The organism is Stappia sp. MMSF_3263 (assembly GCF_030733745.1).
Taxonomy (GTDB): domain Bacteria; phylum Pseudomonadota; class Alphaproteobacteria; order Rhizobiales; family Stappiaceae; genus Stappia.
In genome coordinates, this window is record NZ_JASHIK010000021.1 from 39,102 (window position 1) to 65,966 (window position 26,865).

Consider the following 26,865-nt stretch of genomic DNA (forward strand, 5'->3'; position numbering starts at 1 on the left):
GCAAGCAGCCACGGGACGGGGAGCACGACGCACGCGTCGTCCCGCCGGGATACCGGCGGCGGCTGTCACGAGATGGTTCAGGAAGCTCCGCGCCGGCCGTCAGTCGCGGATCAGCTGACCGGAATAGACGACGGGGCCTGTCGGGGCGCCGGTCGCCGACCCGCCCGCCGGCTCGACGCTGACCGCAAGCACGGCATCTTCGGCGAGCGATCCAAGATCGAGATCGGCGGTCACCCGGTGCTCGGCATCGATCACGCCGAGCGAACGGGGCTGCGCACCGGGTGCCACATACCAGAGCTCGAGATCGCGCCCCTCGGGCTTTTCCGCCGCGACCGGGCGGACGCTGACGGTGCCGGAGGCAAGGTCCACGCGCACGATAAGCGCCGGCAGGCCGGCATCGCGATTGACCACGGCGACATAGTTGCCGCCGTCGCCGGCGGGTACAGCGGCAGGGTCGAAGAGCGGGCGTGCCATGTAGCCGCCGCCAAGTCCGAGGCAGAGCGCGATGATACCGGCGAGCCAGACCGGCGCGGCTGCGGACGGGCGCGCGGATGGCACGGGAGCAGGAGCACCCGGGAATGCCGGTTCGCCCGCACGGGCGCCGGACGACTGCGGGTCCGCCCCGATCTCGGCAAGGACGCGTTCCAGGATGCCAGCGGGCGGCGCGATCTCCACGGTGCCGGCGCCAAGGGGCCCAAGCCGGTGTTCCCACATGCCGATCTCGGCGTCGAGACGGTCGTCCCCGGCACGCAGGTGCTCGACCCGGCGGCGCTCCGCCAGGGACAGCGTGCCGAGCACATACTCGCCGGCCAGGATTGTGCGTTCCTCGTCCGTCATCGGTCACCCAAACAGGCTTTCAGGGCGATCAGGCCCCGATGCAGCCATGTCTTGATCGTTCCGACCGGACGGTCGAAACGCTCGCTCAGATCCTCGCGGGAATAGCCTTCGTAATAGGCATAGAGGACGCAGCGCCTCTGGTCCGTCTCCAGAAGATCGAGGCATGCCCGCAGCGCGCCCAGATCCCATGGAGCGGGATGTTCCGTCTGGTCGGCGAGGCGTTCGAGGATGTCGCCATCCTCGGCCCCCTGCCCGTCCCCCGATGCGCCGGTCGTGGTCAGCGCGCCCGGGAGGCCTGTTCTTGCACTTGTTCGCAACTCATCGATCGCCGCATTCCGGGCAACGGCCGCCAGCCAGGATATCGGCCGGGCGCGCGCCTCGTCGAAGCTGTCCGCATAGCGCCAGATCCGCACATAGGCGTTCTGCAACACATCCTCGGAAATGCTCCTGTCCCTGCAGATACTGACGATGACGCCGAAAAGTTTCGCGCTGGTTCGCGCGTAAAGCGTCTCGAAGGCCGCACGCTCTCCCGCAGCGACACGGGCGAGCAGCACGGCAAGGTCGTCGCCGGCGGAGGCGCCAGTCGCGGAACGCGGTTTATCGGGATTGTCGCCCGGCGAAAGGGTCATGAACAGATGGCTCCAGAACGCACAATCTATGACAAGAACGGCCCGGGTGTCGATCTTGCGCAAAGCGCAAGGCCCGTCCCCGTCTTTCCCGATACGCGGCGCGGAACCGAGCGGACCTAATTCACATCGCGCGCCGTCGGGATTTTTTTCCGCCTTGTTGAAACCTTTTCCGCCACCGGCCGGTAACTAAGCCAAGCACGGAGGAAAACCGCTGCTTTCAAGAACACTTAAGTGCAAGCAAACACAGGAGTTGTCATGAAACGCATTCTTCTCACCCTCGCCCTGGTCACCGCCGCCGGCACCGCCTCCGCGGACATGGGCAAGATGGGCGTCGAGGCTATGGACCAGTCGGTCGCCAACGGCATCGTTTCCGCGGCCAAGGTGACCGCGACCGACAATGGCTGGCTCGTCGTCCACCGCACCGACGACACCATGAAGCCGGGGCCGGTTGTCGCCTATGCACCGATCCGCTCGGGCGAAACCATGGACGTCGCGGCAATCCTGACCGAGCCGGTCGCCTCGGGCGACAAGCTGATGCTGATGATCCACGGCGAGGACGGCGGCATGAAGACCGGCGCGTTCGAATACACGCTGGGCGCCAAGGAAGACGGCCCGGTGCGTGTCGACGGCAAGCTGGTGATGACCGTCATCACCGCCCAGTAAGGCCGACACGGACAGCCTGTCCGCGCGGGGCACGCCCCATCGGCTCCTCCTCCAGAGACCTCGCGCCGGCCGGCAGGGAAAGGGCGATCCGCAAGGATCGCCCTTTTCGCATTGCCGCCGCCCCGACACGCCGCTGCCCGGAACCCTGTCCAGATTTTGCCCTGAAACGTCCCTATGCTGACCGGCAAGCGCCTTGAGCCAACAGGCGCGCCGAACAACAAGGGGCCCGGAAGCGCATGAGTTTTTCCCGACAATCCGGTATTCGCGCCGTCATGGTGCTGGCACTCGCGGTCACAGGCGGGGCAACGGGAACCGCCTGGGATCGGGCCCTTGCCTCAGAGACGGCCTTCAAGGAGAAGCCGGTGAAGATCATCGGAACCGCCGCCTATCGCGAGCGTATCGCGGTGAGCAGCGACGCCGAGCTTGTCGTCGAGCTGCGCGAAAGCCCCTCGCTTGGCGACGATCCGGAAGCCGGCCGCCTGATCGCCAGCCGCAGCAGCCGCCTGGAAGGCCGGCAGGTTCCCGCCCCCTTCTTCCTCAAGGTCGACAGCACACTCCTTGTCCCGGGAACGCCCTACGCGTTGCGGATCGAGCTGTCGGATCCCGGGCAGCCCGGCTGGGAATCGCAACCGGTCAAGGTGGTGCCCCGGAGCGGCGAGGAACACGACACCGGCGCGATCACGCTGACGCGTACCGAGGCCCTTACGTTCACCTCGACGCTGGTCTGCGGCGATATCACCGCCCGGTTCGGAATGCGCGACGAGCGTCCCGTGCTGCAGGTGGCGGACGAGGAATTCACACTCCGGCAAGTGGAAAGTGCCTCGGGGGCGAAATACGAGGCGGAGGGCGATCCCAGCACGGGTTTCTGGAGCAAGGGCGAGACGGCGCTCGTTACCCTGCGCGGCAAGCAACTGCCCGAATGCGAGTTGACCGCAACGAAGACACGGGCACCGGCCGGACTGGATCTGCTGCCCGGTTCCGACTGGGTGGTGGAGGACATCGCCAAGGGCGGGATCATCGACTTCTCGCGGGTCACGCTGGCATTCACGCGCGAGGGCACGCTTGGCGGACGGGCGACCTGCAACAGCTATTCGACCCGCTTCGCCACCAACGGAGAGCGCATCTCGGTCGATCACCGGACGGTGGCGACGATGATGGCCTGCGCGCCGGCATTGATGAACCAGGAGGCGAAGTTCCTGTCCCTGCTGCCGACCGTGACGGACTGGCGGATCGACGAGACCGGCGCGTTGCTGCTTTCAGCCGGCGAGGAACTGGTCGTCAAGGCGCGCCGCGACGGATAGGGCCCGCCTCCGCCGGCCGGCCGTCAATCGGTCGCCAGCATCACCTCGGACGCCTTGACGATAACGTGCACCTCGCCGCCGACGGCGATGCCCAGATCCGCCACCGCATCGGAGGTGATCATCGAGGTGATGACGTTGCCGGCGCCGATATCGACACGAACCTGGCTGTTGACCGGGCCTTCCTTGATCTCGAGAACCTTGCCCTTGATGACGTTGCGGGCGCTGATCTTCATCTTCCATTCTCCTGTGTGAGTGTCGCAGAACCTGCGCCGCGCCTGATACGCACGCGCACAGCCTCCGCCGCCAGACCGGCGGCGAGACCGGCGAGCGCGCCGAGGCCCCAAGTGGCCAGCGCGGCGACGGCGATCACCGGCCGGCAGTCGGGCCGGGCATCGACGAGACGACGGCTGGCGAGCAGATCGACCGCCGCATAGGCAAGCAGCGCCCCGACGAGGGAGGAGGGAATGCGCGCGAGCAGCGCCGGCACCAAGTCTCCCGAAAGCGCCGCAAGAGCGCAGAGCAAGGCGAGCAGCAGCGGCGCCGCCAGGCTGCGCGCGCCGAACCGGTGATGGCCGGCAATGCCCCCTGCCCCGTGGCACATGGGCATGGCGCCGAACGGGGCAAGAAGGAGGTTGAGCGCGCCGGAGGTCGCGGCAAGCCGGCGCTCGCTCACCCGCCGCGCGCCCGGGCCATACAGCGTGCGGGCAACGGCGGCGGCGACCACCACGGCGTTGAGCAGCGTCAGCGGCAGCTGCGGCAGCACGCCGGACACAAAGGCGTTCCAGGGCGATGCGGCATGCCCGTCCGGCGAGGCGCCGGCCAGGGACATGTCGAGCGGCGCCCCTAGCGAGGGACCGAAGGCGACGGCGACCGCGACGAGCGCGAGCGCAAAGGGGCCGCGCGGCCACACCCATGTCAGCGACAGCAAGGCCAACGCCGGGACGGCGAGCAGCCAGTCGCCCCCCATCAGACGCGCGGCAACGGCGAGCAGGACCAGCCCGAGCCCCGCCTGCAGGCCGGTAACGACCGATTGCGGGATCACCCGCGCGGCGCGCAGCAGCAGTGGCGAGGCGGCGAGCGTCAGCAGGATCGCCCCGAGCATCGCGCCGGCCCACGCGACCTCTCCGCCCGACAGGCCCCCGGCCAGGATCACGGCGCCGACTGCCTTCATCGGCTGGACGGCAACAGGCAGGCGATAGACGATGGCAACAAGGAGATAGCCGGCGGCAAATCCGGCAAAGACCGGGGCCGGAGACAGGAGACCCGCACCGATGGCGACGATCACGTAAGGGAGGAAGGTTCCAAGGTCGCCGAAGGCGCCGGAAACATCTCCAAGCACACCGCCGCCAGCCCCGGCGAGGCGCTGGCGCCATCCGCTTTCGGGGAGTTGCGGCGCGTTCGTCATGCGTTCCCTGTCATTATCATGCGTTTTCCTCCAGACCCTGAGGAACCCACTGATCCAACCCGGCTGTAACTGTCTCGAAAACGGGCGCAAACCGCAATCCTTCTCTGGTGAATAGGTTTGCAAAACAAGGCCGACCGAGCCGCTGGATGGTAGATTTTGCGATGTTTTTGTGTATTCCTTCCCTTCAGAGGGAGCGAACGCACAAATGAAGGACTTCACGTCCATATTGGCGGAGGCCATCGGCCTGATTTTCGCCGGCGATGCGGATCTGATCGAGATCATCGCGTTGTCGCTGAAGGTGACGCTGAGCGCCGTGGTCATTGCCTGCCTGATCGGCCTGCCGCTCGGCGCTGCCGTCGGCGCCTTCCGGTTCCCAGGCCGCACCCTCGTCACCATCCTGCTCAACTCGCTGATGGGCCTGCCGCCGGTTGTCGTCGGCCTGGTCGTCTACCTGGCGCTGTCCAATGCCGGCCCGCTGGGCCCCTTGCAGCTTCTCTACACCCCGACCGCCATGGTCATCGCGCAGACCATCCTGGTGACCCCGATCGTGGCGGCCCTGACGCGGCAGGTGATCGAGGATCTCGACACCGAATATTCAGAGCAGTTCCGCTCGCTCGGCGTCGGCCCGCTGGAGCGGATGAAAGCGCTGCTGTGGGACGCCCGCTACAGCCTGCTGACCGTGGCGCTGGCCGGTTTCGGACGCGCCGTCGCCGAAGTCGGCGCCGTGATTATCGTCGGAGGCAACATCAACCACGTTACCCGGGTGATGACGACGACGATCGCGCTGGAGACGTCGAAGGGCAACCTGGAGCTGGCGCTGGCGCTCGGCGTCGTGCTGCTGGTCATCGCCGTCATGGTCAATGCCGCCGTCATGGGACTGCGGGCCTCGGCCGTGAGGTCCGCCTATGCGTGAAGCGCTGCAGACCTTGAGCGAACCGCTGACGGAGGTCCCGGACGCCTCGCGCCCGCCCCTTGCCGAACCTTTGCTCAGCGGGCGCGGGCTGACGCTGGAGATCGGCGGACGGCGGCTTCTCGATGCGATCGACATCGACATCCGCCCCGGCCGGAGAACCCTGGTCATGGGAGCGAACGGCGCCGGAAAGAGCCTGTTGCTGCGGGTGCTGCACGGGCTCGTCTCGCCCACCTCGGGCCACGTGCACTGGCGCGGCCGGCCACTCGACAAGGCGGCGCGACGCGCCCAGGCCATGGTCTTCCAGCGGCCGGTGATGCTGCGCCGGTCTGTCGTCGCCAACCTTTCCTTCGCGCTCGGTGTGCGCGGCCTGCGTGGTGCCGAGCGCGGCCGGCGCATCGCCGAGGCGCTGGAGCAAGCCCGCCTCGGCGACCTGGCACGGCGGCCGGCACGCGTGCTGTCGGGCGGCGAGCAGCAGCGGCTGGCGCTGGTGCGCGCGCTCGCCTGCGACCCTGAGCTTCTGTTTCTCGACGAGCCGACGGCAAGCCTCGATCCGGCCTCGACCCAGGCCATCGAGCGCCTCGTCGACGACGCCCATCAACGCGGCGTCACCATCGTCATGGTGACCCACGATCTCGGCCAGGCCCGGCGCCTGGGCGACGATCTGGTCTTCCTGCATGGCGGCCGCGTTGCCGAAACCGGCCCGGCCCAAAAGCTGCTCGATGCTCCGGCATCGGAGGCGGCCAGGGCCTGGCTCGAGGGACGCCTCTATCTGGGCGACCCCGGCATGACGACCTGAAACGTAAAATCGAGGGAGAATGCACATGTTCCGACGTCAGTTCCTGACCATCGCCGCCGCCGGCCTGATCACGGCCGGCCTGGTCGCGCCGCTCAAGGCGGAAGAGAAATTCATCGTCGTCCAGTCGACGACCTCGACGCAGAATTCCGGCCTGTTCGAGTTCATGCTGCCGAAATTCACGGAGAAGACCGGCATCGAGGTGCGCGTCGTGGCGGTGGGCACCGGCCAGGCGATCAAGAACGCGGCCAATGGCGACGGCGACGTGCTCTTCGTCCATGCCAAGCCGGCGGAAGAGAAGTTCGTTGCCGACGGCAACGGCGTGAAGCGCTTCGACGTGATGTACAACGATTTCGTCATCGTCGGCCCGCCATCCGATCCGGCCGGGGTCGCCGGCTCCAACAACGTCACCGATGCGCTCCAGAAGATCGCGAAAGCCGAAGCTCCCTTCGCCTCGCGCGGCGATGACAGCGGCACGCACAAGGCGGAGCTGCGCCTGTGGAAGGCGGCCGGCATCGACGTCAAGGGCGCATCGGGCGGATGGTACCGGGAGACCGGTTCGGGCATGGGCGCGACGCTCAACACCGGTACGGGCATGGGCGCCTATATCATGACCGACCGCGCCACCTGGATCTCCTTCGGCAACAAGGGCGAGTACAAGGTCGCCGTCGAGGGCGACGACAAGATGTTCAACCAGTACGGCATTATCCTGGTCAGCAAGGACAAGCACCCGAACGTCAAGGCCGACCTCGGTCAGCAGTTCGTCGACTGGGTGGTGTCGAAGGAAGGCCAGCAGATCATCGCTGACTACAAGATCGACGGCCAACAGCTGTTCTTCCCGAACGCCGCACCGAGCGGCAGCTGATCCCTCACGGAGGTCCGGACCGGCGCCGCTTGCGCCGGTCCGATCAACGTCACATGCGGGAGACATCAGGAATGCTGAGGCACATCGCGGCCGCGACCTTGCTTGTCGCGGCAATCACGGGAATTTCGCAAGCCATGGCGGAGACCACCGTCAGACTGCACGCAGCCGGCAGCCTCAAGGCCGCGATGGGCGAGGTCGCCGACGCCTTCGAGGCGGGGCACGCGGCCACGGTGATGCGCGCCTTCGGCCCCTCAGGCCTGCTGCGCGAGCGGATCGAGGGCGGAGAGGCGGCCGAGGTCTTCGCCTCCGCCAACATGAAACATCCGACAACGCTTGCCGCTGCCGGCAAGGCGGCCCCGGTCGTGCTCTTCGCCCGCAACAGGCTTTGCGCACTGGTGCAACCCGGCATCGAGACAGACACATCGAGCCTGCTCGAAACGATGCTGCGCGAGGACATCCGCGTTGGCACCTCGACACCGAAGGCCGATCCGTCCGGCGACTATGCCTTCCAGGTCTTCGACAAGGCCGAGGCGCTCGCGCCCGGCGCGACGGCAGCCTTGAAGGCCAAGGCGCTGCAGCTGACCGGAGGCAAGACCAGCGAGAAAGCGCCGGAAGGGCGCAACACCTATGGCTGGGTGATGGACAGCGGCAAGGCGGACATTTTCCTGACCTATTGCACCAACGCGCTGCTGGCGCAGAGCGAGGTGCCGTCCCTTGCCATCGTGCAACTTCCGCCCCAGCTCTCCGTTGGCGCCGACTACGGCCTGACCGTGATGGACGGCGCCTCGCAGGAGGCCTGGGCGCTGGCGCTGCACATCCTGTCGCCGGCCGGACAGGCGATCCTGGCGAAATACGGTTTCGACGCGCCGGGCGTCACGCAATAGCGCCGCGGCCACACGCAGCACCAGCCGGAGGACCGGGATGACGCGCCTGCAACATGCGGTTCTCGGGCTCGCCGCGCTGGCAACGGCTGCACTTGTGGCCATCGTCACGGCCCCTCCCCCGGCACAGGCGCGGACCATCGTGGATTCGGCCGGGCGCAGCGTCGAGGTGCCCGACACGGTCACGCGGGTCTTCGCCGCCGGGCCGCCGGCCTCCATCCTCGTCTACGCGCTGAAGCCCGACGCCCTGCTCGGCTGGCCGAGGGCGATCCGCGGCGAGGAACGCCCCTATATCGCGCCGGCCTATCGCGACCTGCCCGAGACGGGGCGGCTGACCGGGCGCGGCGGCGAGGCCAACCTGGAGCGGGTCCTGGCGCTGAAGCCGGACCTGATCATCGATTTCGGCTCCGTGCGCGACACCTATGTCGATCTCGCCAACCGGGTGCAGGAACAGACCGGCATCCCCTATATCCTGGTCAACGGCCGGTTCGAGGAAACGGCAGATTCGCTGCGACTGGTCGGACAGGCACTCGGCGTTGCGGAACGCGGCGAGATGCTTGCCCGCGATGTCGAGGTGACCTTCGCCGAACTCGATGCGATCCTTGCCGACGTGCCGCAGGAAAGCCGACCGCGCGTCTATCTCGCCCGCGGCCCGGACGGGCTGGAAACCGGCATGAAGGGTTCGATCAACACCGAGATCATCGAGCGCGCCGGCGGCCGCAACGTCGCCGAGGCGCCCGGCCAATACGGTCTGGTGCGAGCCTCGCCGGAACAGGTCATCCTCGCCAATCCCGACACGATCATCACCTGGGACCGCAACTTCCACCGCGCCGTCTGGTCGGATCCCCTGTGGGCCGGGATCGAGGCCGTGCAACGAAAACGCGTCTACCTCTCGCCAACCGCACCCTTCGGCTGGATCGACCGGCCGCCCTCTCTCAACCGGATGATGGGGCTGAAGTGGCTCGCCGGCCTGTTCTATCCCCAGCGCTGGCAGGGCGAACTGCGCGAGGAGGCGCGCGCTTTCTACCGGCTCTGGTACCATGTCGACCTTTCGAAGGGCGAACTGGACGGGCTTCTGGAATGGGCGAGCGGGCGCGCACCTTGACGAGGGACGGATTTCGGCGCGGTGCAGGCAGGGGCACGATCGGCCTGCTCGTCGCGGCCGTGGCCTTGCTGTCGATGGGCGCCCTGCTCGTCGGCCCCTTCCCGCTCGGCCCTTTCGAGGCGATCGGCCGGCTGCTCGACGCGATCGCCGGACGTGACGCGGCTGGGGACGCGGCCACCACCGTACTCGTCTCTATCCGCCTGCCGCGTATCGCCGGCGCATTGCTGGTCGGCGCCGCCCTCGCCGCCGCCGGCGCCTGTTATCAGACGCTGTTCCGCAATCCGCTTGTCTCGCCCGACATTCTGGGCGTCTCCGCTGGAGCCGGGCTCGGCGCGGTGCTCGGCATCTTCCTGTCGCTGCCGGTCGCAGCGATCCAGTTCATGGGTTTTGCCGGCGGGCTCGGTGCGGTGGCGCTGGTGGGCTTCGTCGCCGCCGCCATCCGCCATGGCGACCGGACGCTGATCCTGGTGCTGGCCGGCGTCGTGGTCGGTGCCCTGACGGGAGCGGCAACCTCGCTGCTGAAGGTTCTGGCCGACCCTTACGACCAGCTTCCGGCGATCACTTTCTGGCTGCTCGGCTCGCTCGCCGGGGTGAAGGGCGAGGACATCTGGCCGGCGGCCCCCGTGGTTCTGGCGGGCCTGGTGCCGCTGGTGCTGCTGCGCTGGCGCATCAACGTGCTGTCACTCGGCGACGAGGAAGCACGCGCCCTCGGGATCGAGGCGGCACGGCTGCGGCTCGCGGTCGTCGTCTGCGCGACGCTGGTCACCGCCAGCGTCGTCGCCATTGCCGGCGTCGTCGGCTGGGTCGGGCTCGTCATCCCGCATATCGCACGCATGCTGGTGGGTCCCGGCTTCGGCCGGTTGTTGCCGGTCGCCGCCCTGCTGGGCGCCGCCTATCTTCTCGTCGTCGACACGCTGGCGCGCACGATTTCCTCCGTCGAGGTGCCTCTCGGCATTCTCACCGCCGTTGTCGGCGCACCGTTCTTCCTGTGGCTGCTCGCGCGCGGACGGCGGGCCTGGGCATGAGGATCGAGGCGCGCAACCTGGACACGGGCTATTCCGGCCATCCGGTCGGCCACGGCCTTTCGATCCTGGCCGAGAGCGGCTCCGTGCTCTGCCTGCTCGGGCCCAACGGATCCGGCAAGACGACGCTGTTCAAGACCCTGCTCGGCCTGATCCCGGCGCGCGGCGGCGAGGTCCTCATCGGCGATGCCCGGCTGCAGGCCCTGCCGAGGGCGGAAGTGGCGCGCCGGGTCGCCTACGTGCCGCAGGCGCATGCGGCCCCGTTCGCCTATTCGGCCGAAGAGATCGTGCTGATGGGCAGGACCGCCCGCCTCGGCCTGCTCTCGCAGCCGGGCGAACGGGACCGCGAGGCGGCGCTTGCCGCGCTGTCGCGACTCGGCATCGCGGATCTCGCGCCCGCCGACTACACACGGCTTTCCGGCGGGCAGCGGCAACTGGTACTGATCGCCCGGGCGCTCGCCCAGGAGACCCCGACCCTTGTCATGGACGAGCCGACCGCCAGTCTCGACTTCGGCAACCAGGCGATCGTGCTGCGCGAGATCGCGGCGCTGGCGAAAAGCGGACTGACCATCATCCTTTCCACCCACGACCCCGACCATGCATTTGCAATCGGGACCCGGGTCGCGCTGTTGCACGAGGGCAACATCCTGTGCACGGGCTCTCCGGAGAAGGCGCTAACGGCTGACGCGCTTTCCACCGTTTACGGCGTGCCGGTGCAGGTCGAGCGCGCGCCGTCAGGCCGCATCACCTGCCTGCCGGATTTTGGCGACCGAACGTGAATCCGCCTCCGCGGCGTTGAAAAAAAGACGCAGGCAACGGAATTATACTCCGTTCACGAAATCGTGATGTTAAGGATGCCACGTTCCAGCCAGACCTCTGCCGCATTCCTGCCGCGTTTGAAAAGCGCGCGATATCATCGCGTTAACCCCGGAATCCGATGTTCCTTTAAAAAATTGTATAAAAAGAATCCTCGCATTTGTGATCCATATTACGGTTTCGTCAGGATGTTTGAGGGAGCATGCTTGTCGTCGGACCTAGAATAGTTGGGTGACATACACCAGATCTTAAGCTTACCGACATTCAGGCGCCCACCGGCCAAAGAACCGGGGACGCCATGCCCTGGGAGGCGACGAATGTTTAAATATATGAAGAATTTAGTTGCAATAAAGTCACGTGCCGCGACGGCAGTCGCGCTGAGGCTTGCGCTCGGACTGTCCGGCGGTATCGCCGGCGCCGAAACGCTCTCGGCCCGCGTCAGCGGCGCGGAGGCCGTCCTGCAGAAAAGCGACAGGGAAACCTTCGTCATCCCGGAGGACCGCCTGGCCGTGACGCTCGGCACCCCGCAAGGGAGCGACGAGGATGGCTCCTACGCGATCTGGGTCGGCGAGGTCGAACGCAACGGACGCAAGATCGTCTGGGTCGAACTGATCGACGACCATGGCGAGGTCATCTATGACAGCGAGGTCTCCCAGAACGAGACCCATCTGCTGCCGGACGGACGGGCCGTCGTCGTGCGAGCGCTCGGCGATGCCGAGACGGGCGGCGTCAAGGTCGCCAAGGCGGACCAGTCCCGGGTCGCGCCCGATGCCCGCCTCGTGGTAACGCGCCGGGTCGTCGACGATCCCTCCCTGCAGACGGCGATCGAGTTCATCGAACAGTCGCCGCGCGAGGAACAGAGCACGATGATGCGCATCGCCACCTTCGGCCAGGCGATCTGGGCATCCATCGTCGCCAGCCTGACCGCCGCCGCGGATGGCGTGATGGTGGCCTGGAACTGGATCACCGAGCCGTTCCGCGCCTGACGCCTCGCGCCGATATATAAGGCCGCACGCCTCCGGGCGAGCGGCCTGCCCCTCCCCGCAAGAAACCCGACCGTCACGCAAAAACGGCGTACACCCCGTCGCAAATCCGGCAAGGCCAGGCTCAGCTTCCCCGCACCTGCACCTCCCGTGACAAACACAGGCCTCCCATCCCGACCACGTCAGGCCGCCCCGGAACCGCTGTTTCCGGGGCGGCTTTTTCGCATCCGGCGCCACGGTCTCGGCGGCATACGGCCAAAAGGCGAAACCGCTAATCCATCAACGCGGAATGACCGTAAGGAGTAGGCAAACCTGCCAGCACCGACCGGAACCCGCCGACCAATGCCAGACACCGACCGCTCCGCCCCGATCCTCGTGTGGTTCCGCGACGATCTTCGGCTCGACGACAACCCGGCGCTTGCCGCCGCGCTGTCGCAGAACCGTCCGGTCGTCGCGGTCTATGTGCGCGAGGACGGCTCCGGGGCACCGCGCGCTCCCGGCGGCGCATCGCGCTGGTGGCTGCATCACTCGCTGACCCGCCTGTCCGAATCCCTTGCACAGGCCGGTGTCCCGCTCGTGCTGCGGCGTGGCGCGGCACACGCGATCCTGCAAGACCTCGTTGCCGAGACAGGCGCCAGCCATATCTTGTGGAACCGTCGCTACGATCCCTCCGGCATCGCCGTCGACACGGCGCTGAAAGCCGCCTTCAGGGCGGATGGGGTCGTCGCGGAAAGTTTCAGCGCGAACCTTCTCGCCGAGCCCTGGGACGTGGCCACCGGCTCCGGCGGACCCTACCGCGTCTTCTCCCCGTTCTTCCGGGCGCTGGTGGCGCGGGGCGAACCCGCTCCGCCGCGCCCGTCCGCCCTGCCCGCCGAGGCAGGACCTCGCGAAGGCACGGCGTCGCCCGACAGCGAGACGCCCGCGAGCCTGTTTCCCCTGCCGACCCGGCCCGACTGGGCCGGCGGCCTGCGGGACACATGGGAACCGGGGGAGGCAGGCGCCCTTCGCAGACTGTCGGCGTTTCTCGACGACGGGCTGGCACGCTACGCGGCCCAGCGCGACGAGCCGGCAAGCCAGGCGACGTCGATGCTGTCGCCGCATCTGCGCTTCGGCGAAATCTCGCCGCGCCGGATCTGGCATGCGGTCGCCCATCGCGGCGCCGATCCCTCCTCCGGCATCGGCGAGCGGCAGGTGGCGAAGTTCCAGTCCGAACTCGGCTGGCGGGAATTCTCCTACCACCTCCTGTTTCATTTCCCGGACCTTGGCACCGCCAATTTCCAGCCGCGATTCGACGCCTTTCCCTGGCGCTCTGACGAAATGCAGTTGCGGGCCTGGACCAAGGGGCTGACGGGGTATCCGCTGGTCGATGCCGGCATGCGCGAGCTCTGGCATACCGGCACCATGCACAACCGGGTGCGAATGGTCGCCGCCTCCTTCCTGATCAAGCACCTGATGCTCGACTGGCGGCAGGGAGAAGCCTGGTTCTGGGACACGCTGGTCGATGCCGATCCGGCCAACAACGCCGCCAGTTGGCAGTGGGTGGCCGGATCCGGCGCCGATGCCGCCCCCTATTTCCGCATCTTCAACCCGACCACACAGGGAGAGAAATTCGACCCCGACGGCGACTACACGAAGCGCTGGGTGCCGGAGCTTTCCGGCCTTCCGCCAAAGTATCTTTTCAAGCCGCACGAGGCCCCGCGCGAGATCCTCGCTCAGGCAGGCATCCGCCTCGGCGACACCTATCCCCGGCCGATAGTCGATCACAGCACAGCGCGCCAGCGTGCCCTCGACGCCTTCCAAACCATAAAAAACGCCGCCTGAAGAAGACAAAGGACACGCAATGCGCATTGCCGTGATCGGTTCCGGTATCGCCGGAAACAGCGCCGCCTGGGCCCTGAGCGAGAGACACGACGTCACCCTTTACGAAAAGCGTGCAAGGCCGGGAGGCCACAGCGCCACCGTCGACATCGACTATGACGGCACGCCGATGGCCGTCGACACCGGTTTCATCGTCTACAACGAGCTCAACTATCCCAACCTGACGGCCCTGTTCGGGCATCTGGGCGTTGCGACGGAGGCAAGCGACATGAGCTTTGCCTTCTCGCTCGACGGCGGCCTGCGGGAATGGTCCGGCGACACGCTCAACACCGTCTTCGGCCAGCGCCGGAACATCGTATCGCCGCGCTTCATGTGGATGCTGAGGGAGATCCTGCGCTTCAACCGGCAATGCATCGAGGACCGCGCCGCCGGCGCCCTGTGCGGCCTGTCGCTGCAGGACTATCTCGCCAAGCGCCGATTCTCGCGGGAGTTCGCCAGCGACTATCTGCTGCCGATGGGCGCCGCCATATGGTCGACCCCGCCGGCCCGCATGCTGGCTTTCCCGGCGGAAAACTTCATCGCCTTCTTCGAAAACCACCGCCTGGTGCATCGCGACCGGCCGGTCTGGCGCACCGTTTCCGGCGGCAGCCGCAGCTATGTCGAGCGACTGCTGTCTCCGCTTGCCGGCAAGGTGCGCCTGGCAACCCCCGTCGCCAGCGTGACGCGTCGCGGCGAGCAGGTGCACGTCGTCGACACGAAGGGCAACGAGGATGTCTTCGACCGCGTGGTGCTGGCCGCCCATACCGACCAGACGCTGGCCATGCTCGCGGATGCCACCCCCGAGGAACGCAACATTCTCGGTGCGGTCCGCTATCGGCCCAACCAGGTCTACCTGCATCGCGACCGGGCATTGATGCCGCGCCGAAAACGCGTGTGGGCGTCGTGGAACTATCTCGCATCGAGCGATCCCGGCGCACCCTATCGCGACGCCTCGGTCAGCTACTGGATGAACCGGCTGCAGAACCTGCCCGCCGACAAGCCCCTGTTCATCAGCCTCAATCCGGTCGAGCGCCCGCGCGAGGACCTCACCTTTGCCACGTTCGAATACGATCATCCGCAATTCGATGCCGGCGCGATCGCCGCGCAAAAGGCGCTCGGGCAGATCCAGGGTGCGGGCAACACCTGGTTCTGCGGCGCCTGGTGCGGATACGGCTTCCACGAGGACGGCCTGACATCCGGCCTCGCCGCGGCGGAGGCGATCGGCAGCGAGATACCCTGGCGCCTCGACGACAACGGCGTGGCGCGCATGGCGGAGGCAGCCGAATGACCGGCAACCGGCACCGCACAACCGCGATGTCCGCGACGACGATGGCCGACAATGGCGGTCCGCCGCCGGCCGCGGCACAGCTCTACCCGGGCACCGTGATGCATGCCCGGTTGAAGCCCTTCGGTCACCGTTTCAGCTATTCCGTGTTCACCCTGCTCGTCGACATCGACAGGTTGGCGGACGCAGGCAGGATCTCGCCGCTCTTTTCCATCGGGCGTTTCAACCTGATGTCCTTCCGCGAGGCGGACCACGGCCCGCGCGACGGCAGTTCCCTGCGCGCCCATGTCGACGCGCAGCTTGCCGCGCGCGGCATCGCGACGCCGCCGGCGCGGGTACTGCTGCTGTGCTATCCGCGCATCCTCGGCTATGTCTTCAACCCGCTGTCGGTCTATTTCGCCTATGACGAAAACAACGACCTGATCGCCGTCATCTACGAGGTGCGCAACACGTTCGGCGACCTGCACACCTATGTGGAACCCGTACGCCCCGGCCAGCTCGGCCCCGAGGGAGTTCGGCAGACGCGGGCCAAGGCCTTCTATGTCTCGCCCTTCATCGACATGACCCAGACCTACGCCTTCCGGGTGCTGCCGCCGGGCGAGGCCGTGCGCGTGCGCATCCTGGAAAGCGATGCCGAGGGCCCCCTCCTTTCGGCCGCCTTCGCGGGACGGCGCCGGGAGGCGACAAGCAGAACCATCCTCTCGCTCTGCTTGAAAATCCCGTTCATGACACTCAAGATAATCGGTGGCATCCATTGGGAGGCCACCAAACTCTGGTTGAAAGGGGCCCCCTTCCACTCGCCGTCACGACGTCCAAGGACCGTACTGCGCAACACTGCGATCCCCAGGGTCTGACGCGCCCCGGCTGTGTGACGAGGTTTGACATGTCGACTGCGATTGCACTCACTCCCGACAATGCCCGCCAGGCACTGGCCGGACTTCCCCGGCTCGCCCGGCTCGGCATGCGTGTCGCGCTGAACCTGAAGGTCGGCTCGCTCACGATCGAAACGCCTGAGGGCCGGCTGTTCCTGGTCCAGGGCCAGCAACCCGGCCCCGATGCCGATGTGAAGATCCATTCTTGGCGCTTCATCCGCCGCCTCCTGAGCGGCTCCGACATCGGTGTGGGCGAAAGCTACATGATGGGCGAATGGACCAGTTCCGACGTTACGACGTTCCTGGAACTGTTCTGTCGCAACCGCGACGCCACCGCCGACATGCTGCGCGGCAGCCCGCTGTTCCGCATGATGATCCGCGTGCGCCACTGGCTGAACCGCAACACGCGGACGGGATCGCGGCGCAACATCTCCGCCCATTACGATCTCGGAAATGCCTTCTACAAGGAATGGCTCGACCCGACGATGACCTATTCCTCGGCGCTGTATGACGGCGGCGTCAACGACCTGGAACAGGCGCAGCGGCGCAAGTACCGGGCGCTGGCGGAGGAAACCGGAATCAACCCGGACCACCACGTGCTGGAGATCGGCTGCGGATGGGGCGGGTTCGCCGAGTATGTCGCCGGCGAGATCGGCGCCAAGGTCACCGCGCTGACCATATCGCGGGAACAGTACGATTTTGCCTGCAAGCGAATGCAGGACGGGGGCCTCAACGACCGGGTTACCGTCAAGCTCCAGGACTATCGCGACGAGACCAGCCAGTATGACCGGGTTGCCTCGATCGAGATGTTCGAGGCGGTCGGCGAGCAGTTCTGGCAGACCTACTTCCAGAAGGTGGCCGGCTGCCTGAAAGCCGGCGGCCGCGCCGGGCTGCAGATCATCACCATCCAGGACACGCTGTTCGACGACTACCGCCGCACACCCGACTTCATTCAGCGTCACGTGTTTCCCGGCGGCATGCTGCCGCCACCGGGCGCACTTGCCGACCTGGGCGAGCGGACGGGCCTCAAGCTCGCCGCCGAGCGGATCTTCGGGCATGACTATGCGCGCACCCTGGAGGAATGGCGGCAGCGCTTCTGGGCGGCCTGGCCGCGCATCAGCCCGCTGGGTTTCGACGACCGCTTCAAGCGGCTGTGGGAATTCTATTTCCACTACTGCGAGGCCGGTTTCCGGTCGGGCAATATCGACGTGCGCCAGATGATCTACGTGAAGGCGTCCTGACACGTGGCGGCAGGAGCGGGACTGACGCGCGCGGGACTGACGCGCGCGAGCCTCGCCGCCTATGCGGGTCCGGCCCTGCCGCTGGCGGCGCTGACGCTGCCGCTCTACGTGATCCTGCCGACATTCTATGCCGAGAGCGTCGGCCTGCCGCTGGCCCTGGTGGGAACCATCCTGCTCGCGGTCCGGCTGGCGGATGCGGTCTCCGATCCGCTGATCGGCCTTCTTGCCGACCGCTACCGCCCGCCGCTCGGGCGCAGGCGCGGCTGGTTCCTCGCCGCCTGCCTGCCAGCGGCGCTTGCCGCCTACATGATCCTGACCCCGCCCGAGGGCGCAGGCGGCGGCTACCTGTTGTTCTGGGGGCTGGCGCTGTCGCTCGGCTACACGGCCTCGATCATTCCCTACACCGCCTGGGGGGCGGAACTGTCCGACGATTATCATGGCCGCAGCCGCATCGCCGGCGCGCGCGAGGGGATGGTGCTTGTCGGCACGCTGATCGCCGTCTCGGTGCCCGCCATCGCCGAAGCGCTCGGCGCACCGGGCCAGGCGACGGCTCTCAAGGTGCTGGCGCTGATCGTCGCCGTCGCTCTCCCGGGCCTGACGCTCGTCGCGGTCTGGCGCCTGCCGGAGCCGCGCGACACCGGCGCCGCACTGCCGCCACTGGCGGACGGATTTCGGCAGGTGACGCGCAATCGCCCGTTCGTGCGGCTTCTCGCCGCGTTCGTCCTCAACGGGTTTGCCAACGGGCTGCCGGCGACGCTGTTCCTGTTTTTCGTCGCAAGGGCACTCGCCGCCCCGGACATGCAGGGACCGTTCCTGTTCCTCTATTTCCTGTGCGGCGTCGCCGGCGTGCCGTCGTGGCTTGCCGTCTCCCGCCGGATCGGCAAACACCGCGCCTGGTGCGTGGCGATGCTTGGCGCTTGCGCCGTCTTCGCGCTGGTGCCGCTGCTGGGGCCCGGAGACCTTGCCGGTTTTGCCGTGATCTGCGTGCTGACGGGACTGGCGCTCGGGGCGGATCTCGCCCTGCCCTCGGCCATCCAGGCCGATGTCATCGATGTCGACAGGATGGCGACAGGCACGCGGCGCTCGGGCCTTTATTTCGCGCTCTGGGGGCTTGCGACGAAACTGTCGCTGGCTCTGGCCGTCGGGCTTGCCTTTCCCCTGCTGGGGCTTGCCGGTTTCGACCCAGCCGCGGCGGACACGGTCGGCATCGGCGCGCTGGTGGCGCTCTACGCAATCGTGCCGGTGGTGCTGAAGCTTGCCGCCATCGCCCTCATGTGGAATTTCCCGCTCGGGGCGAAGGAACATGCGGAACTCGCCGCGCGGCTTGCCCGCCAGACAGGCTGACCAGCCGCCGGCCAGTCACTGATCAGTCCTTTGGGCCGGGCTTGCGCGACCATCCGGTCGAGCGCGCCATCAGCGGGAAATACAGCCGGTAGGGCAACAGCCTCAGGAATTTCAGTTGGCGGGTGAAACGTTTCGGGAAAGTGATCTCGAAGGCGGTTCCCGCAAGGCCGTCGATCAGCGCGTCGGCCGCCTCGCCAACCGGCATCAGATGCGGCATGGGAAAGGGATTGTCCTTCGTCGCCGGCGTGTCGACGAAACCGGGCGAGACCACCTGGAGGAGGATGCCGAGACGGTCGAGGTCGAACTTCATCGCCTCGGCGAGATTGATCAACCCGGCCTTGGTTGCGCCATAGGCGGCGGAGGTCGGCAATCCGCTGTAGCCGGCGACCGAGGCGACGAGCGCGATCTGACCCCGGCGACGCGGCTTCATCGCTTCGACCAGTGGCACCAGCGCGTTGGCCGTGCCCTTCAGGTTGACATCGAAGGAGGTGTGGAATGCGGCGAGATCCGGCTCGGTGCCGTCGACCGGCAGGTAGACGCCGGCATTGAGCACGGCAAGGGCGACGGGGCCGTGCTCCGCCTCGAGTTCGGCGACGATCGCGGCCATGCGCCCGGCATCCGTCACGTCGCCGGGCATGACCAGGATTTCGCCGGCGCCGCCCGCCGCGCGCGCGCGCAACGCTTCGAGAGGCCCGGCCGAGCGCGCCGTCACCGCGACTTTCCAGCCCAGCGCGACGAGCCTTTCCGCCAGCGCCTCGCCAATGCCCGAACTGGCGCCGGTGATCCAGGCAATGCCGTCCCCGGGGCGTGCGGCGCGGAGGGTCGCGTCAGCTTCGCTCATGATCGCTCCTGTCGTTTCCTACCCGTTCTACGGGCTGCAACGCGAGCGGATCGCCGGGAGGCGAGAAACACAGAGCCTTTGAGGGGCAAAAAATCTCAGCCGCGCAGGAAGGGCGCGAAGAAGCGGCCGATCGGGCCGGTCAGGCGCAGACTGCCTTCAGTGACGGCGAAACAGATGCAGTCCTCGCCCTCGTCCGCGACGGGACGGTGGTCGACATGATCGTCGGCATAGGCGACGTCGCCGCGCACATAGTGCCCCTCGCCGTCGCTGAAACCACCCTCGACGACCAGCGTCAGTTCGGTGCCGTGATGGGTGTGGGTCGGCATTGCCATTCCCGCGCGGATCCACAAAAGGCTCGCCGTGCAGCCATCCATTTCCGCGACCTTGTATTCGCGCAGGCCCGGCAGCTTGGTCTTCCAGGGAAGGTCGGCGATGTCCTTGCCGATGAAATCGGCGAGCGCCGCCGGCAGGCGGGTGTCACGCGGCGGCGCGGGCGGAGCGGCAATACGTTCGCCGAGCGGCGTGTCGAAGATCGCGGCCAGCATCGCATCTCGGTTTTCGAGCGACATCGGCGCAACGCCCTCAAGCATAGACCCGCAGGTCGCCTCCAGATCGCGAACAAAACCGCGATTGACGGGCGACAGGTCAAGATGGGAACGCACGAGCAGGCGGGCGGGCTCGGCAAGCGTTCCCGCTACATATCCGGCCAGCAACGCGTCGAAATGTTCCTGTCTCTCGTCCATTCCGTTTCAACCTTCGTCACGGCACGCGGCCCTTGCGGGGACAGCTGAGTGCCGGGCCCGTCTTAGCCGACAATGAGGCTCGCGCCAATTCCGCAAACGGCCTTGCAGCGGCGCGGTATTTGGCTTTCCCGTATCATGCTACGATGGGCGGAGCGTCGCGGATCAGCGAAAACATCATATTCCAAGCCTATGTCCACTTTGGTGATTTATCGATCAACTTTGCAGAACAGGGCCGAAAGGATTATCAACGACAGCCTTACAAATGGCACGGGATCGCTTGAAGCCCCCCCTCCCGCCACCTACCCTTTCGGCCAGCCTTGCAGGGTGTGCCGGACCATCGCGGACCGGGAACCCAGCTCCCCCTTCGAACGGACCAGAGACGACCGATGGACATCAAGACCTCCGTGATCGACGCGATCGGCAACACGCCGCTCATCCGCCTCAACCGCGCATCGGAGCTGACCGGCTGCGATATCTACGGCAAGGCCGAGTTCATGAATCCCGGCCAGTCGGTCAAGGATCGCGCGGCGCTCTTCATCATCCGTGACGCGGAGGCGCGCGGCGCGCTTCGGCCCGGCGGGGTCATCGTCGAAGGCACGGCGGGCAATACCGGCATCGGCTTGGCGCTGGTCGGCAACGCGCTCGGCTATCGCTCCGTGATCGTCATCCCGGAGACCCAGAGCCAGGAGAAGAAGGACATGCTGCGGCTGGCCGGCGCCGAGCTGGTCGAGGTTCCCGCCGTCCCCTACAAGAACCCCAACAACTACGTGAAACTCTCCGGACGCCTCGCCGAGCGCATGGCAGCGAGCGAGCCGAACGGCGCGATCTGGGCCAACCAGTTCGACAATGTCGCCAACCGGCAGGCGCATGTCGAGACGACGGGCCCGGAGATCTGGCGCCAGACGGACGGCAAGGTCGACGGCTTCATCTGCGCGGTCGGATCCGGCGGTACGCTAGCCGGCGTCGGCATGGCGCTGAAGGGCTTCAACAAGGACATCAAGATCGGCCTCGCCGACCCGATGGGAGCCGCGCTCTTCAACCATTATGCCCATGGTGAGCTGAAAGCCGAGGGCTCGTCCATTTCCGAGGGCATCGGCCAGGGCCGCATCACCGCCAATCTCGAGGGCGCGCCCGTCGACATGCCGTTCCAGATCCCCGACGAGGAAGCGCTGCCGATCGTCTTCGACCTGCTCGAGCACGAAGGCCTGTGCATGGGCGCCTCCACCGGCGTCAACGTTGCAGGCGCGATCCGCATGGCCCGCGAGATGGGACCGGGCCACACGATCGTGACGATCCTGTGCGACTACGGCACCCGCTACCAGTCGAAGCTGTTCAACCCGGATTTCCTGCGCTCCAAGAACCTGCCGGTGCCGGCCTGGCTGGAGCGGTCCAGCGGCATCACGGCACCGTTCGAAGAAGCGGTCTGATCCGTTCATGCTGCGTGACGTCGACCTCGCCGAAGCCTTCGTCGCCAACCTGCCGATCATCGCGGCCTTCACGCTGGCGCTCTACGCGCTGGCGGCTGTCTGCGCCGTGCGGGAAGTGCTGAACTCGCGCACCGCGCAAGGCTCGATCGCCTGGCTGCTGTCGCTTCTGTTCCTGCCGTTCCCGACCGCCTTCCTCTATCTCGTCTTTGGCTGGAAACGCTTCGAGGATTACGGCGAGGTGCGCGCCTATGCCGGACGGGCCACCCGGGCAGCACGCGCGGGGGAACTGCGGCTGGCCGATGCCAAGACCAGCACCAGCTGGCCGGTGCTCACCCGCATCGCGCAGATCCCGTTCCTAGCCGGCAACAGCGTCGATCTGCTGATCGACGGGCCCGACACGTTCGATTCCATTCTCGCCGGCATCGCCGCCGCCCGCCGCGAGGTGCTGGTGCAGTTCTTCATCATCCGCGACGACGGGCTGGGCCGGCGCTTCGCCGATGCCTTGATCGAACGCGCGCGGGCCGGTGTCGCCGTGCATCTGCTTTATGACGATGTCGGCAGCAAGAGCCTGCCGCGCAGCTATCGGCGAAGATTGCGCGAGGCCGGCGTCAGGGTTGCCGGCTTCAACCAGCGGCACAAGTGGCTGCGGGTGACCGGGCCGATGCGCCTCAACTACCGCAATCACCGCAAGATCGTCGTCGTCGACGGACAGAGTGCCTGGGTCGGCGGGCACAATGTCGGCGATGAATATATCGGTCTCTCGGCGGATTTCGGCCACTGGCGCGACACGCATGTGCGTGTCGACGGCCCCTCGGCCATCGCCTGCGCCCTCTCCTTCTGCGAGGACTGGCACTGGGCGACGGGAACGCCGATCCGCCCCTTCCTGCCGGTGCCGATCCCGCAACCGGGCGACGAGCCGGTGCTGGTGATGCCGACGGGGCCTGCGGATACGTTCGAGGATTGCGGCATCGCGTTCTCCGAGGCCATTTCGCGGGCTCGCGAGAGGCTCTGGATCGTCAGCCCCTATTTCGTCCCGGAAGCCGCGATGCAGACCGCCCTGCTTGCCGCCGCCATGCGCGGCGTCGACGTGCGCATCCTGCTCCCCGAGAAGGCGGATCACCGGCTGGTGTGGCTGGCCAGCTACGCCCATGCCGACGACATGGTCGACCACGGCATCAAGATCTATCGCTACACGGCCGGCTTCCTGCACCAGAAGGTCATTCTCGTCGACGACGCGCTGGCCGGCATCGGCACGGTCAATTTCGACGCCCGCTCGTTCCGGATCAATTTCGAGATCACCTTGTGGTTCACGCATGAGCGCACGATCGGCAAGGTTGCCGAGATGCTGACCCGAGACTTCAAGCAGAGCCGCGCGACGACGGCGCAGGACCTTGCGGTGCGCTCCTTCGCCTTCCGCTTCATCGCCCAGGCGGCACGGCTGTTCTCCCCGATTTTGTGACGTTGCGTCAGTTTTCGCAGGAGCCTGCGGCAGTTGATTGCCCTTGCCGATCGGATAGGGTGGCGCTCCGGCCTGAATCATCGAGGACTGCCACATGACGGAACTGCTCTTTCGCGACGATGCCTATCTGCGCAGCTGCGAGGCGCGGGTAACCGCCATCACGGAGCGCGGCGGCGTGGTCACGGACCGGACAGTCTTCTACGCGACCGGTGGCGGCCAGCCTGGCGACAACGGCCGGATCGAGCTTGCCGACGGGCAGCAGATCGAGATCGCCACCACCGTCTATGGCGAGGATCGCAGCCAGATCGTCCATGTGCCGGCGGAAGGCTCCGCCCTGCCGGCGGTCGGCGACACGGTGGTGCTGCATCTGGACTGGGAGCGGCGCTACCGCCTGATGCGGGTCCACACGGCGCTGCACCTCTTGTCCGTCGTTCTGCCCTTCCCGGTCACCGGCGGGCAGATCGGCGAGGGCGAGGGCCGGCTCGACTTCGACATTCCCGAGGCCGCCCTCGACAAGGACGAGATCGCGGCGAAGGTCAACGAGATCGCCGGCGCCGACCATGCCGTCACATCCGACTGGATCACCGACGAGGAATTGCTGGCCAGGCCGGAAATGGTCAAGACGATGAGCGTCAAGCCACCGATGGGCTCGGGCCGGGTGCGGCTCATCCGCATCGGCGATGTCGACCTGCAGCCCTGCGGCGGCACCCATGTCGGCCAGACGGCCGAGATCGGGCCGCTCGACGTCACCAAGATCGAGAAAAAAGGCCGGCAGAATCGCCGTGTCCGCATCAAGCTGGCGGACTGACGCGCAACGTCAGGCCGGCCCGACCGTTCCCACAAGAGGCAGAACCATGGCGCTTTCCCCTCTCGTTTCGACACAGTGGCTGGCGGAAAAGCTCGCCTCCCCAGACATCGTCGTCGTCAATGCCTGGCTGCCGCCAGTCGGCAAGCCGAATGCCGAGCCGGAGTACCGGGACGGCCATATTCCCGGCGCGATCTTCTTCGACGTCAACGCCATCAGCGACACGACGAGCGACCTGCCGCACATGCTGCCGCCGGCGCATGTCTTCTCCTCGATGATGCGCCGCCTGGGCATCGGCGACGGCCAGACCATCGTCGTCTACGACGGGGTCGGGCTTTATTCCGCTGCCCGCGTGTGGTGGATGTTCCGCGCCATGGGCGTGGAGCAGGTGTTCGTCCTCGACGGCGGCCTGCCGAAATGGCGGGAGGAAGGCCACCCGATCGAGGACATGCCGCCACCCCCGCGCGGCGAGCGGCATTTCACCGCAAGGCTCAACAACGGCCTCGTCGCCAATCTGGACAAGGTGGCACAGGCCCTGACGAGCGGTGCCCAGGTGCTCGACGCGCGCTCGCGGGGCCGCTTCGCCGGCACCGACCCGGAACCACGCGCGGGCCTGCGTTCGGGTCACATGCCGGGGGCGCTCAACCTGCCCTTCACCGAGCTTCTCGACGACGGCCGCATGAAGCCGGCGGACGAACTTGCAAGCGCCTTCGACGCGGCCAGCCTCGACCGCTCGCGCCCGGTGATCACCACCTGCGGATCCGGCGTCACCGCCGCGATCCTGTCGCTGGCGCTGGCCGTCACCGGCCACGACAAGGCGCCCGTCTATGACGGGTCCTGGACCGAATGGGGCGGTCGCGACGACACCCCGATTGCGACCGGCGAGGCCTGACCTTTTCCCTCAAGCGCCTGAAAAGGACGATTGCGCGACGACCGCGTGTCGGATCGCAAACAGTTCCGCTCACCCGCGCCCGTTAGGATCGGTTTTTTCAATCGAACGATAGAAGGTCGCCCGGCAAGGATGGCGGCCCGTTCCGGGAGGACCATTGAGACCATGGCCAGTGACATCGAAATTGCCCGCGCAGCCCGCATGAGGCCGATCGCCGAGATCGGCGCCAGGCTCGGCATCCCGCCGGACGCGCTGGAGAGCTACGGCTCGACCAAGGCCAAGATCCGCTCCGACTTCATCTCCTCGCTCTCCCCACGCCCGGACGGCAAGCTGGTGCTCGTCACCGCGATCAACCCGACGCCGGCCGGAGAAGGCAAGACGACCACGACCGTCGGGCTCGGCGACGGGCTGAACCGGATCGGCAAGAAAGCCGCCATCTGCCTGCGTGAACCCTCGCTCGGCCCCTGTTTCGGCATGAAGGGGGGTGCGGCCGGCGGAGGCCACGCGCAGGTGGTGCCGATGGAGGACATCAACCTCCACTTCACCGGCGACTTCCACGCCATCACCTCGGCGCACAACCTCCTCGCGGCGCTGATCGACAACCACATCTACTGGGGCAACGCGCTGGGGATCGACCAGCGCCGGATCACCTGGCGCCGCGTCATGGACATGAACGACCGGGCGCTGCGCCAGATCGTTTCCTCGCTGGGGGGCGTTGCCAACGGCTTCCCGCGCGAATCCGGCTTCGACATCACCGTCGCCTCAGAGATCATGGCGATCCTGTGCCTGGCGGGCGACCTTGCCGACCTGCAGACGCGACTGGGCAACATCATCATCGGCTACCGGCGCGACCGCACCGCCGTGACGGCGCGCGATCTGGAGGCCGACGGCGCAATGACCGTATTGCTGAAAGAGGCGATGCAGCCGAACCTGGTGCAGACGCTGGAGAACAATCCCGCCTTCATCCATGGCGGCCCCTTCGCCAATATCGCGCATGGCTGCAACTCGGTGATGGCGACGAAGACGGCGCTGAAGCTCGCCGACTATGTCGTCACCGAAGCCGGCTTCGGCGCCGATCTCGGAGCGGAGAAATTCTTCGACATCAAGTGCCGCAAGGCCGGCCTGTCGCCCTCCGCCGTCGTCATCGTCGCCACCATCCGGGCCCTGAAGATGAATGGCGGCGTCGGCAAGGACGCGCTCGGCAAGGAGGACGTGGCGGCGCTGACACGCGGCTGCGTCAATCTCGGCCGCCACATCGAGAACCTGCGCCTGTTCGGCGTACCAGTCGTCGTGGCGATCAACCACTTCGTCTCCGACACGGATGCGGAAGTGGCCGCGATCCAGGCCTATGCGGCCGAACAGGGCGTTGCGGCGGTGCTCTGCCGGCACTGGGCGGACGGGTCGGCCGGGACGGAAAAGCTAGCCGAAAAGGTCGTCGAGATCGTCGAGGCGGACACCGCCCGCTTCGCGCCCCTTTACGAAGACGCGCTGCCGCTGTTCGACAAGATCGAGACGATCGCCCGCAAGATCTACCGGGCGGGCGAGGTCGTCGCCGACAAGTCGGTGCGCGACCAGCTCGCCAAATGGGAGGCGGACGGGTTCGGCCATCTGCCGGTCTGCATGGCCAAGACGCAGTATTCCTTCTCCACCGACCCGAGCCTTCGCGGCGCACCGGAAGGTCATGCGGTGCCTGTGCGCGAGGTCCGGCTTTCCGCCGGCGCCGGCTTCATCGTCGCCATCTGCGGGGAGATCATGACCATGCCGGGCCTGCCCAAGGTGCCGTCCGCCAATCATATCCGGCTCGACGACAATGGCCAGATCGAGGGGCTGTTCTAGACGAGAGCGAGAGAAGCCGCGTATCCGGACATTTCCGACACCTTGAAGTTCTC

General features: G+C 67.0%; 26 protein-coding genes. 20 read left to right on the top strand and 6 right to left on the bottom strand.

Annotated features, from left to right (window positions below; all coding sequences use genetic code 11):
• Positions 1–99: 99 nt before the first annotated feature.
• Together RBB46_RS19150 and RBB46_RS19155 are read right to left on the bottom strand one after the other, a co-directional pair.
• On the bottom strand, positions 100–837 hold the full coding sequence (locus RBB46_RS19150) for an anti-sigma factor (protein ID WP_306030627.1): 738 nt from the start codon (positions 835–837) through the stop codon (positions 100–102).
• Positions 834–1,466 (bottom strand): sigma-70 family RNA polymerase sigma factor, encoded by a 633-nt coding sequence (locus RBB46_RS19155; RefSeq protein WP_306030628.1) that lies wholly within the window; start codon positions 1,464–1,466, stop codon positions 834–836. The genes RBB46_RS19150 and RBB46_RS19155 overlap by 4 nt, the downstream gene beginning before the upstream one ends.
• 255 nt (positions 1,467–1,721) lie before the next feature.
• Between RBB46_RS19155 and RBB46_RS19160 the strand changes: the two genes are divergently transcribed.
• Both RBB46_RS19160 and RBB46_RS19165 read left to right on the top strand, forming a co-directional pair.
• A complete protein-coding gene (locus RBB46_RS19160) occupies positions 1,722–2,129 on the top strand; it encodes a hypothetical protein (RefSeq protein WP_306030629.1) in 408 nt (135 codons plus the stop codon).
• A 236-nt stretch (positions 2,130–2,365) separates the two neighbouring features.
• Positions 2,366–3,430 carry an META domain-containing protein gene (locus RBB46_RS19165; protein WP_306030630.1) on the top strand — a complete coding sequence of 355 codons (1,065 nt, stop codon included), beginning with the start codon at positions 2,366–2,368 and terminating at the stop codon, positions 3,428–3,430.
• A gap of 23 nt (positions 3,431–3,453) precedes the next feature.
• On the opposite strand, the gene RBB46_RS19170 is transcribed toward RBB46_RS19165, so the two are convergent.
• Positions 3,454–3,663 carry a molybdopterin-binding protein gene (locus RBB46_RS19170; protein WP_306030631.1) on the bottom strand — a complete coding sequence of 70 codons (210 nt, stop codon included), beginning with the start codon at positions 3,661–3,663 and terminating at the stop codon, positions 3,454–3,456.
• Positions 3,660–4,835 (bottom strand): putative sulfate/molybdate transporter, encoded by a 1,176-nt coding sequence (locus RBB46_RS19175; protein ID WP_306030632.1) that lies wholly within the window; start codon positions 4,833–4,835, stop codon positions 3,660–3,662. The genes RBB46_RS19170 and RBB46_RS19175 overlap by 4 nt, the downstream gene beginning before the upstream one ends.
• A 205-nt stretch (positions 4,836–5,040) precedes the next feature.
• Between RBB46_RS19175 and RBB46_RS19180 the strand changes: the two genes are divergently transcribed.
• The 13 genes from RBB46_RS19180 (at position 5,041) to RBB46_RS19240 (ending at position 18,812) form a co-directional block, all read left to right on the top strand.
• Positions 5,041–5,748: an ABC transporter permease gene (locus RBB46_RS19180; RefSeq protein WP_306030633.1), complete on the top strand. Its 708-nt coding sequence runs from the start codon at positions 5,041–5,043 to the stop codon at positions 5,746–5,748.
• Positions 5,741–6,544, top strand: a complete 804-nt coding sequence (locus tag RBB46_RS19185) for a phosphate ABC transporter ATP-binding protein (protein ID WP_306030634.1) — start codon at positions 5,741–5,743, stop codon at positions 6,542–6,544. The genes RBB46_RS19180 and RBB46_RS19185 overlap by 8 nt, the downstream gene beginning before the upstream one ends.
• A gap of 25 nt (positions 6,545–6,569) precedes the next feature.
• The gene (locus RBB46_RS19190) at positions 6,570–7,406 is read left to right on the top strand and encodes a substrate-binding domain-containing protein (protein WP_306030635.1); all 837 of its coding nucleotides are present in this window, start codon (positions 6,570–6,572) and stop codon (positions 7,404–7,406) included.
• Positions 7,407–7,477: 71 nt separating this feature from the next.
• On the top strand, positions 7,478–8,290 hold the full coding sequence (locus RBB46_RS19195) for a molybdate ABC transporter substrate-binding protein (RefSeq protein ID WP_306030636.1): 813 nt from the start codon (positions 7,478–7,480) through the stop codon (positions 8,288–8,290).
• 37 nt (positions 8,291–8,327) lie between these two features.
• Positions 8,328–9,392, top strand: a complete 1,065-nt coding sequence (locus RBB46_RS19200; RefSeq protein ID WP_306030637.1) for an iron ABC transporter substrate-binding protein — start codon at positions 8,328–8,330, stop codon at positions 9,390–9,392.
• Positions 9,389–10,417, top strand: coding sequence for an iron ABC transporter permease (locus tag RBB46_RS19205; RefSeq protein ID WP_306030638.1), 1,029 nt, complete (start codon positions 9,389–9,391; stop codon positions 10,415–10,417). Before RBB46_RS19200 ends, RBB46_RS19205 begins: the two co-directional genes overlap by 4 nt.
• The gene (locus tag RBB46_RS19210; RefSeq protein ID WP_306030640.1) at positions 10,414–11,193 is read left to right on the top strand and encodes an ABC transporter ATP-binding protein; all 780 of its coding nucleotides are present in this window, start codon (positions 10,414–10,416) and stop codon (positions 11,191–11,193) included. Before RBB46_RS19205 ends, RBB46_RS19210 begins: the two co-directional genes overlap by 4 nt.
• Before the next feature lie 366 nt (positions 11,194–11,559).
• A complete protein-coding gene (locus RBB46_RS19215; protein WP_306030641.1) occupies positions 11,560–12,216 on the top strand; it encodes a hypothetical protein in 657 nt (218 codons plus the stop codon).
• Positions 12,217–12,555: 339 nt separating this feature from the next.
• Complete coding sequence (locus RBB46_RS19220) at positions 12,556–14,034, top strand: deoxyribodipyrimidine photo-lyase (protein WP_306030642.1); 1,479 nt, start codon at positions 12,556–12,558, stop codon at positions 14,032–14,034.
• 19 nt (positions 14,035–14,053) lie between these two features.
• Positions 14,054–15,358, top strand: coding sequence for an NAD(P)/FAD-dependent oxidoreductase (locus RBB46_RS19225; protein ID WP_306030643.1), 1,305 nt, complete (start codon positions 14,054–14,056; stop codon positions 15,356–15,358).
• Positions 15,355–16,209 carry a DUF1365 domain-containing protein gene (locus RBB46_RS19230; RefSeq protein ID WP_306030644.1) on the top strand — a complete coding sequence of 285 codons (855 nt, stop codon included), beginning with the start codon at positions 15,355–15,357 and terminating at the stop codon, positions 16,207–16,209. Before RBB46_RS19225 ends, RBB46_RS19230 begins: the two co-directional genes overlap by 4 nt.
• Positions 16,210–16,238: 29 nt before the next feature.
• A complete protein-coding gene (locus RBB46_RS19235) occupies positions 16,239–17,468 on the top strand; it encodes a cyclopropane-fatty-acyl-phospholipid synthase family protein (protein ID WP_306030645.1) in 1,230 nt (409 codons plus the stop codon).
• A gap of 3 nt (positions 17,469–17,471) precedes the next feature.
• A complete protein-coding gene (locus RBB46_RS19240; protein WP_306030646.1) occupies positions 17,472–18,812 on the top strand; it encodes an MFS transporter in 1,341 nt (446 codons plus the stop codon).
• Between the two features lie 22 nt (positions 18,813–18,834).
• Here RBB46_RS19240 and RBB46_RS19245 read toward each other — a convergent pair whose 3' ends face one another.
• Together RBB46_RS19245 and RBB46_RS19250 are read right to left on the bottom strand one after the other, a co-directional pair.
• Positions 18,835–19,653 carry an SDR family NAD(P)-dependent oxidoreductase gene (locus RBB46_RS19245; RefSeq protein ID WP_306030647.1) on the bottom strand — a complete coding sequence of 273 codons (819 nt, stop codon included), beginning with the start codon at positions 19,651–19,653 and terminating at the stop codon, positions 18,835–18,837.
• 95 nt (positions 19,654–19,748) lie between these two features.
• Positions 19,749–20,396, bottom strand: coding sequence for a ChrR family anti-sigma-E factor (locus tag RBB46_RS19250; RefSeq protein ID WP_306030648.1), 648 nt, complete (start codon positions 20,394–20,396; stop codon positions 19,749–19,751).
• A 386-nt stretch (positions 20,397–20,782) separates the two neighbouring features.
• Here RBB46_RS19250 and RBB46_RS19255 point away from each other — a divergent pair, with 386 nt between their 5' ends.
• The 5 genes from RBB46_RS19255 (at position 20,783) to RBB46_RS19275 (ending at position 26,812) form a co-directional block, all read left to right on the top strand.
• Entirely contained in the window at positions 20,783–21,823 is a 1,041-nt protein-coding gene (locus tag RBB46_RS19255) for a cysteine synthase A (protein ID WP_306030649.1), read from the top strand.
• A gap of 7 nt (positions 21,824–21,830) precedes the next feature.
• Positions 21,831–23,282, top strand: a complete 1,452-nt coding sequence (gene cls, locus RBB46_RS19260; protein WP_306030650.1) for a cardiolipin synthase — start codon at positions 21,831–21,833, stop codon at positions 23,280–23,282.
• Positions 23,283–23,376: 94 nt separating this feature from the next.
• Positions 23,377–24,090, top strand: a complete 714-nt coding sequence (locus RBB46_RS19265; RefSeq protein WP_306030651.1) for an alanyl-tRNA editing protein — start codon at positions 23,377–23,379, stop codon at positions 24,088–24,090.
• Positions 24,091–24,136: 46 nt separating this feature from the next.
• Positions 24,137–24,979 (top strand): 3-mercaptopyruvate sulfurtransferase, encoded by an 843-nt coding sequence (gene sseA / locus RBB46_RS19270; protein WP_306030652.1) that lies wholly within the window; start codon positions 24,137–24,139, stop codon positions 24,977–24,979.
• Positions 24,980–25,141: 162 nt separating this feature from the next.
• On the top strand, positions 25,142–26,812 hold the full coding sequence (locus RBB46_RS19275; RefSeq protein WP_306030653.1) for a formate--tetrahydrofolate ligase: 1,671 nt from the start codon (positions 25,142–25,144) through the stop codon (positions 26,810–26,812).
• Positions 26,813–26,865 lie beyond the last annotated feature (53 nt).

What these genes read in the sequence shown, in the direction of transcription:
- RBB46_RS19150 (WP_306030627.1), bottom strand. Translation starts at nt 837, where the DNA reads ATGACGGACGAGGAACGCACAATCCTGGCCGGCGAGTATGTGCTCGGC.
- RBB46_RS19155 (WP_306030628.1), bottom strand. Translation starts at nt 1,466, where the DNA reads ATGACCCTTTCGCCGGGCGACAATCCCGATAAACCGCGTTCCGCGACT.
- RBB46_RS19160 (WP_306030629.1), top strand. Translation starts at nt 1,722, where the DNA reads ATGAAACGCATTCTTCTCACCCTCGCCCTGGTCACCGCCGCCGGCACC.
- RBB46_RS19165 (WP_306030630.1), top strand. Translation starts at nt 2,366, where the DNA reads ATGAGTTTTTCCCGACAATCCGGTATTCGCGCCGTCATGGTGCTGGCA.
- RBB46_RS19170 (WP_306030631.1), bottom strand. Translation starts at nt 3,663, where the DNA reads ATGAAGATCAGCGCCCGCAACGTCATCAAGGGCAAGGTTCTCGAGATC.
- RBB46_RS19175 (WP_306030632.1), bottom strand. Translation starts at nt 4,835, where the DNA reads ATGACGAACGCGCCGCAACTCCCCGAAAGCGGATGGCGCCAGCGCCTC.
- RBB46_RS19180 (WP_306030633.1), top strand. Translation starts at nt 5,041, where the DNA reads ATGAAGGACTTCACGTCCATATTGGCGGAGGCCATCGGCCTGATTTTC.
- RBB46_RS19185 (WP_306030634.1), top strand. Translation starts at nt 5,741, where the DNA reads ATGCGTGAAGCGCTGCAGACCTTGAGCGAACCGCTGACGGAGGTCCCG.
- RBB46_RS19190 (WP_306030635.1), top strand. Translation starts at nt 6,570, where the DNA reads ATGTTCCGACGTCAGTTCCTGACCATCGCCGCCGCCGGCCTGATCACG.
- RBB46_RS19195 (WP_306030636.1), top strand. Translation starts at nt 7,478, where the DNA reads ATGCTGAGGCACATCGCGGCCGCGACCTTGCTTGTCGCGGCAATCACG.
- RBB46_RS19200 (WP_306030637.1), top strand. Translation starts at nt 8,328, where the DNA reads ATGACGCGCCTGCAACATGCGGTTCTCGGGCTCGCCGCGCTGGCAACG.
- RBB46_RS19210 (WP_306030640.1), top strand. Translation starts at nt 10,414, where the DNA reads ATGAGGATCGAGGCGCGCAACCTGGACACGGGCTATTCCGGCCATCCG.
- RBB46_RS19215 (WP_306030641.1), top strand. Translation starts at nt 11,560, where the DNA reads ATGAAGAATTTAGTTGCAATAAAGTCACGTGCCGCGACGGCAGTCGCG.
- RBB46_RS19220 (WP_306030642.1), top strand. Translation starts at nt 12,556, where the DNA reads ATGCCAGACACCGACCGCTCCGCCCCGATCCTCGTGTGGTTCCGCGAC.
- RBB46_RS19225 (WP_306030643.1), top strand. Translation starts at nt 14,054, where the DNA reads ATGCGCATTGCCGTGATCGGTTCCGGTATCGCCGGAAACAGCGCCGCC.
- RBB46_RS19230 (WP_306030644.1), top strand. Translation starts at nt 15,355, where the DNA reads ATGACCGGCAACCGGCACCGCACAACCGCGATGTCCGCGACGACGATG.
- RBB46_RS19235 (WP_306030645.1), top strand. Translation starts at nt 16,239, where the DNA reads ATGTCGACTGCGATTGCACTCACTCCCGACAATGCCCGCCAGGCACTG.
- RBB46_RS19245 (WP_306030647.1), bottom strand. Translation starts at nt 19,653, where the DNA reads ATGAGCGAAGCTGACGCGACCCTCCGCGCCGCACGCCCCGGGGACGGC.
- RBB46_RS19250 (WP_306030648.1), bottom strand. Translation starts at nt 20,396, where the DNA reads ATGGACGAGAGACAGGAACATTTCGACGCGTTGCTGGCCGGATATGTA.
- RBB46_RS19255 (WP_306030649.1), top strand. Translation starts at nt 20,783, where the DNA reads ATGGACATCAAGACCTCCGTGATCGACGCGATCGGCAACACGCCGCTC.
- cls (WP_306030650.1), top strand. Translation starts at nt 21,831, where the DNA reads ATGCTGCGTGACGTCGACCTCGCCGAAGCCTTCGTCGCCAACCTGCCG.
- RBB46_RS19265 (WP_306030651.1), top strand. Translation starts at nt 23,377, where the DNA reads ATGACGGAACTGCTCTTTCGCGACGATGCCTATCTGCGCAGCTGCGAG.
- sseA (WP_306030652.1), top strand. Translation starts at nt 24,137, where the DNA reads ATGGCGCTTTCCCCTCTCGTTTCGACACAGTGGCTGGCGGAAAAGCTC.
- RBB46_RS19275 (WP_306030653.1), top strand. Translation starts at nt 25,142, where the DNA reads ATGGCCAGTGACATCGAAATTGCCCGCGCAGCCCGCATGAGGCCGATC.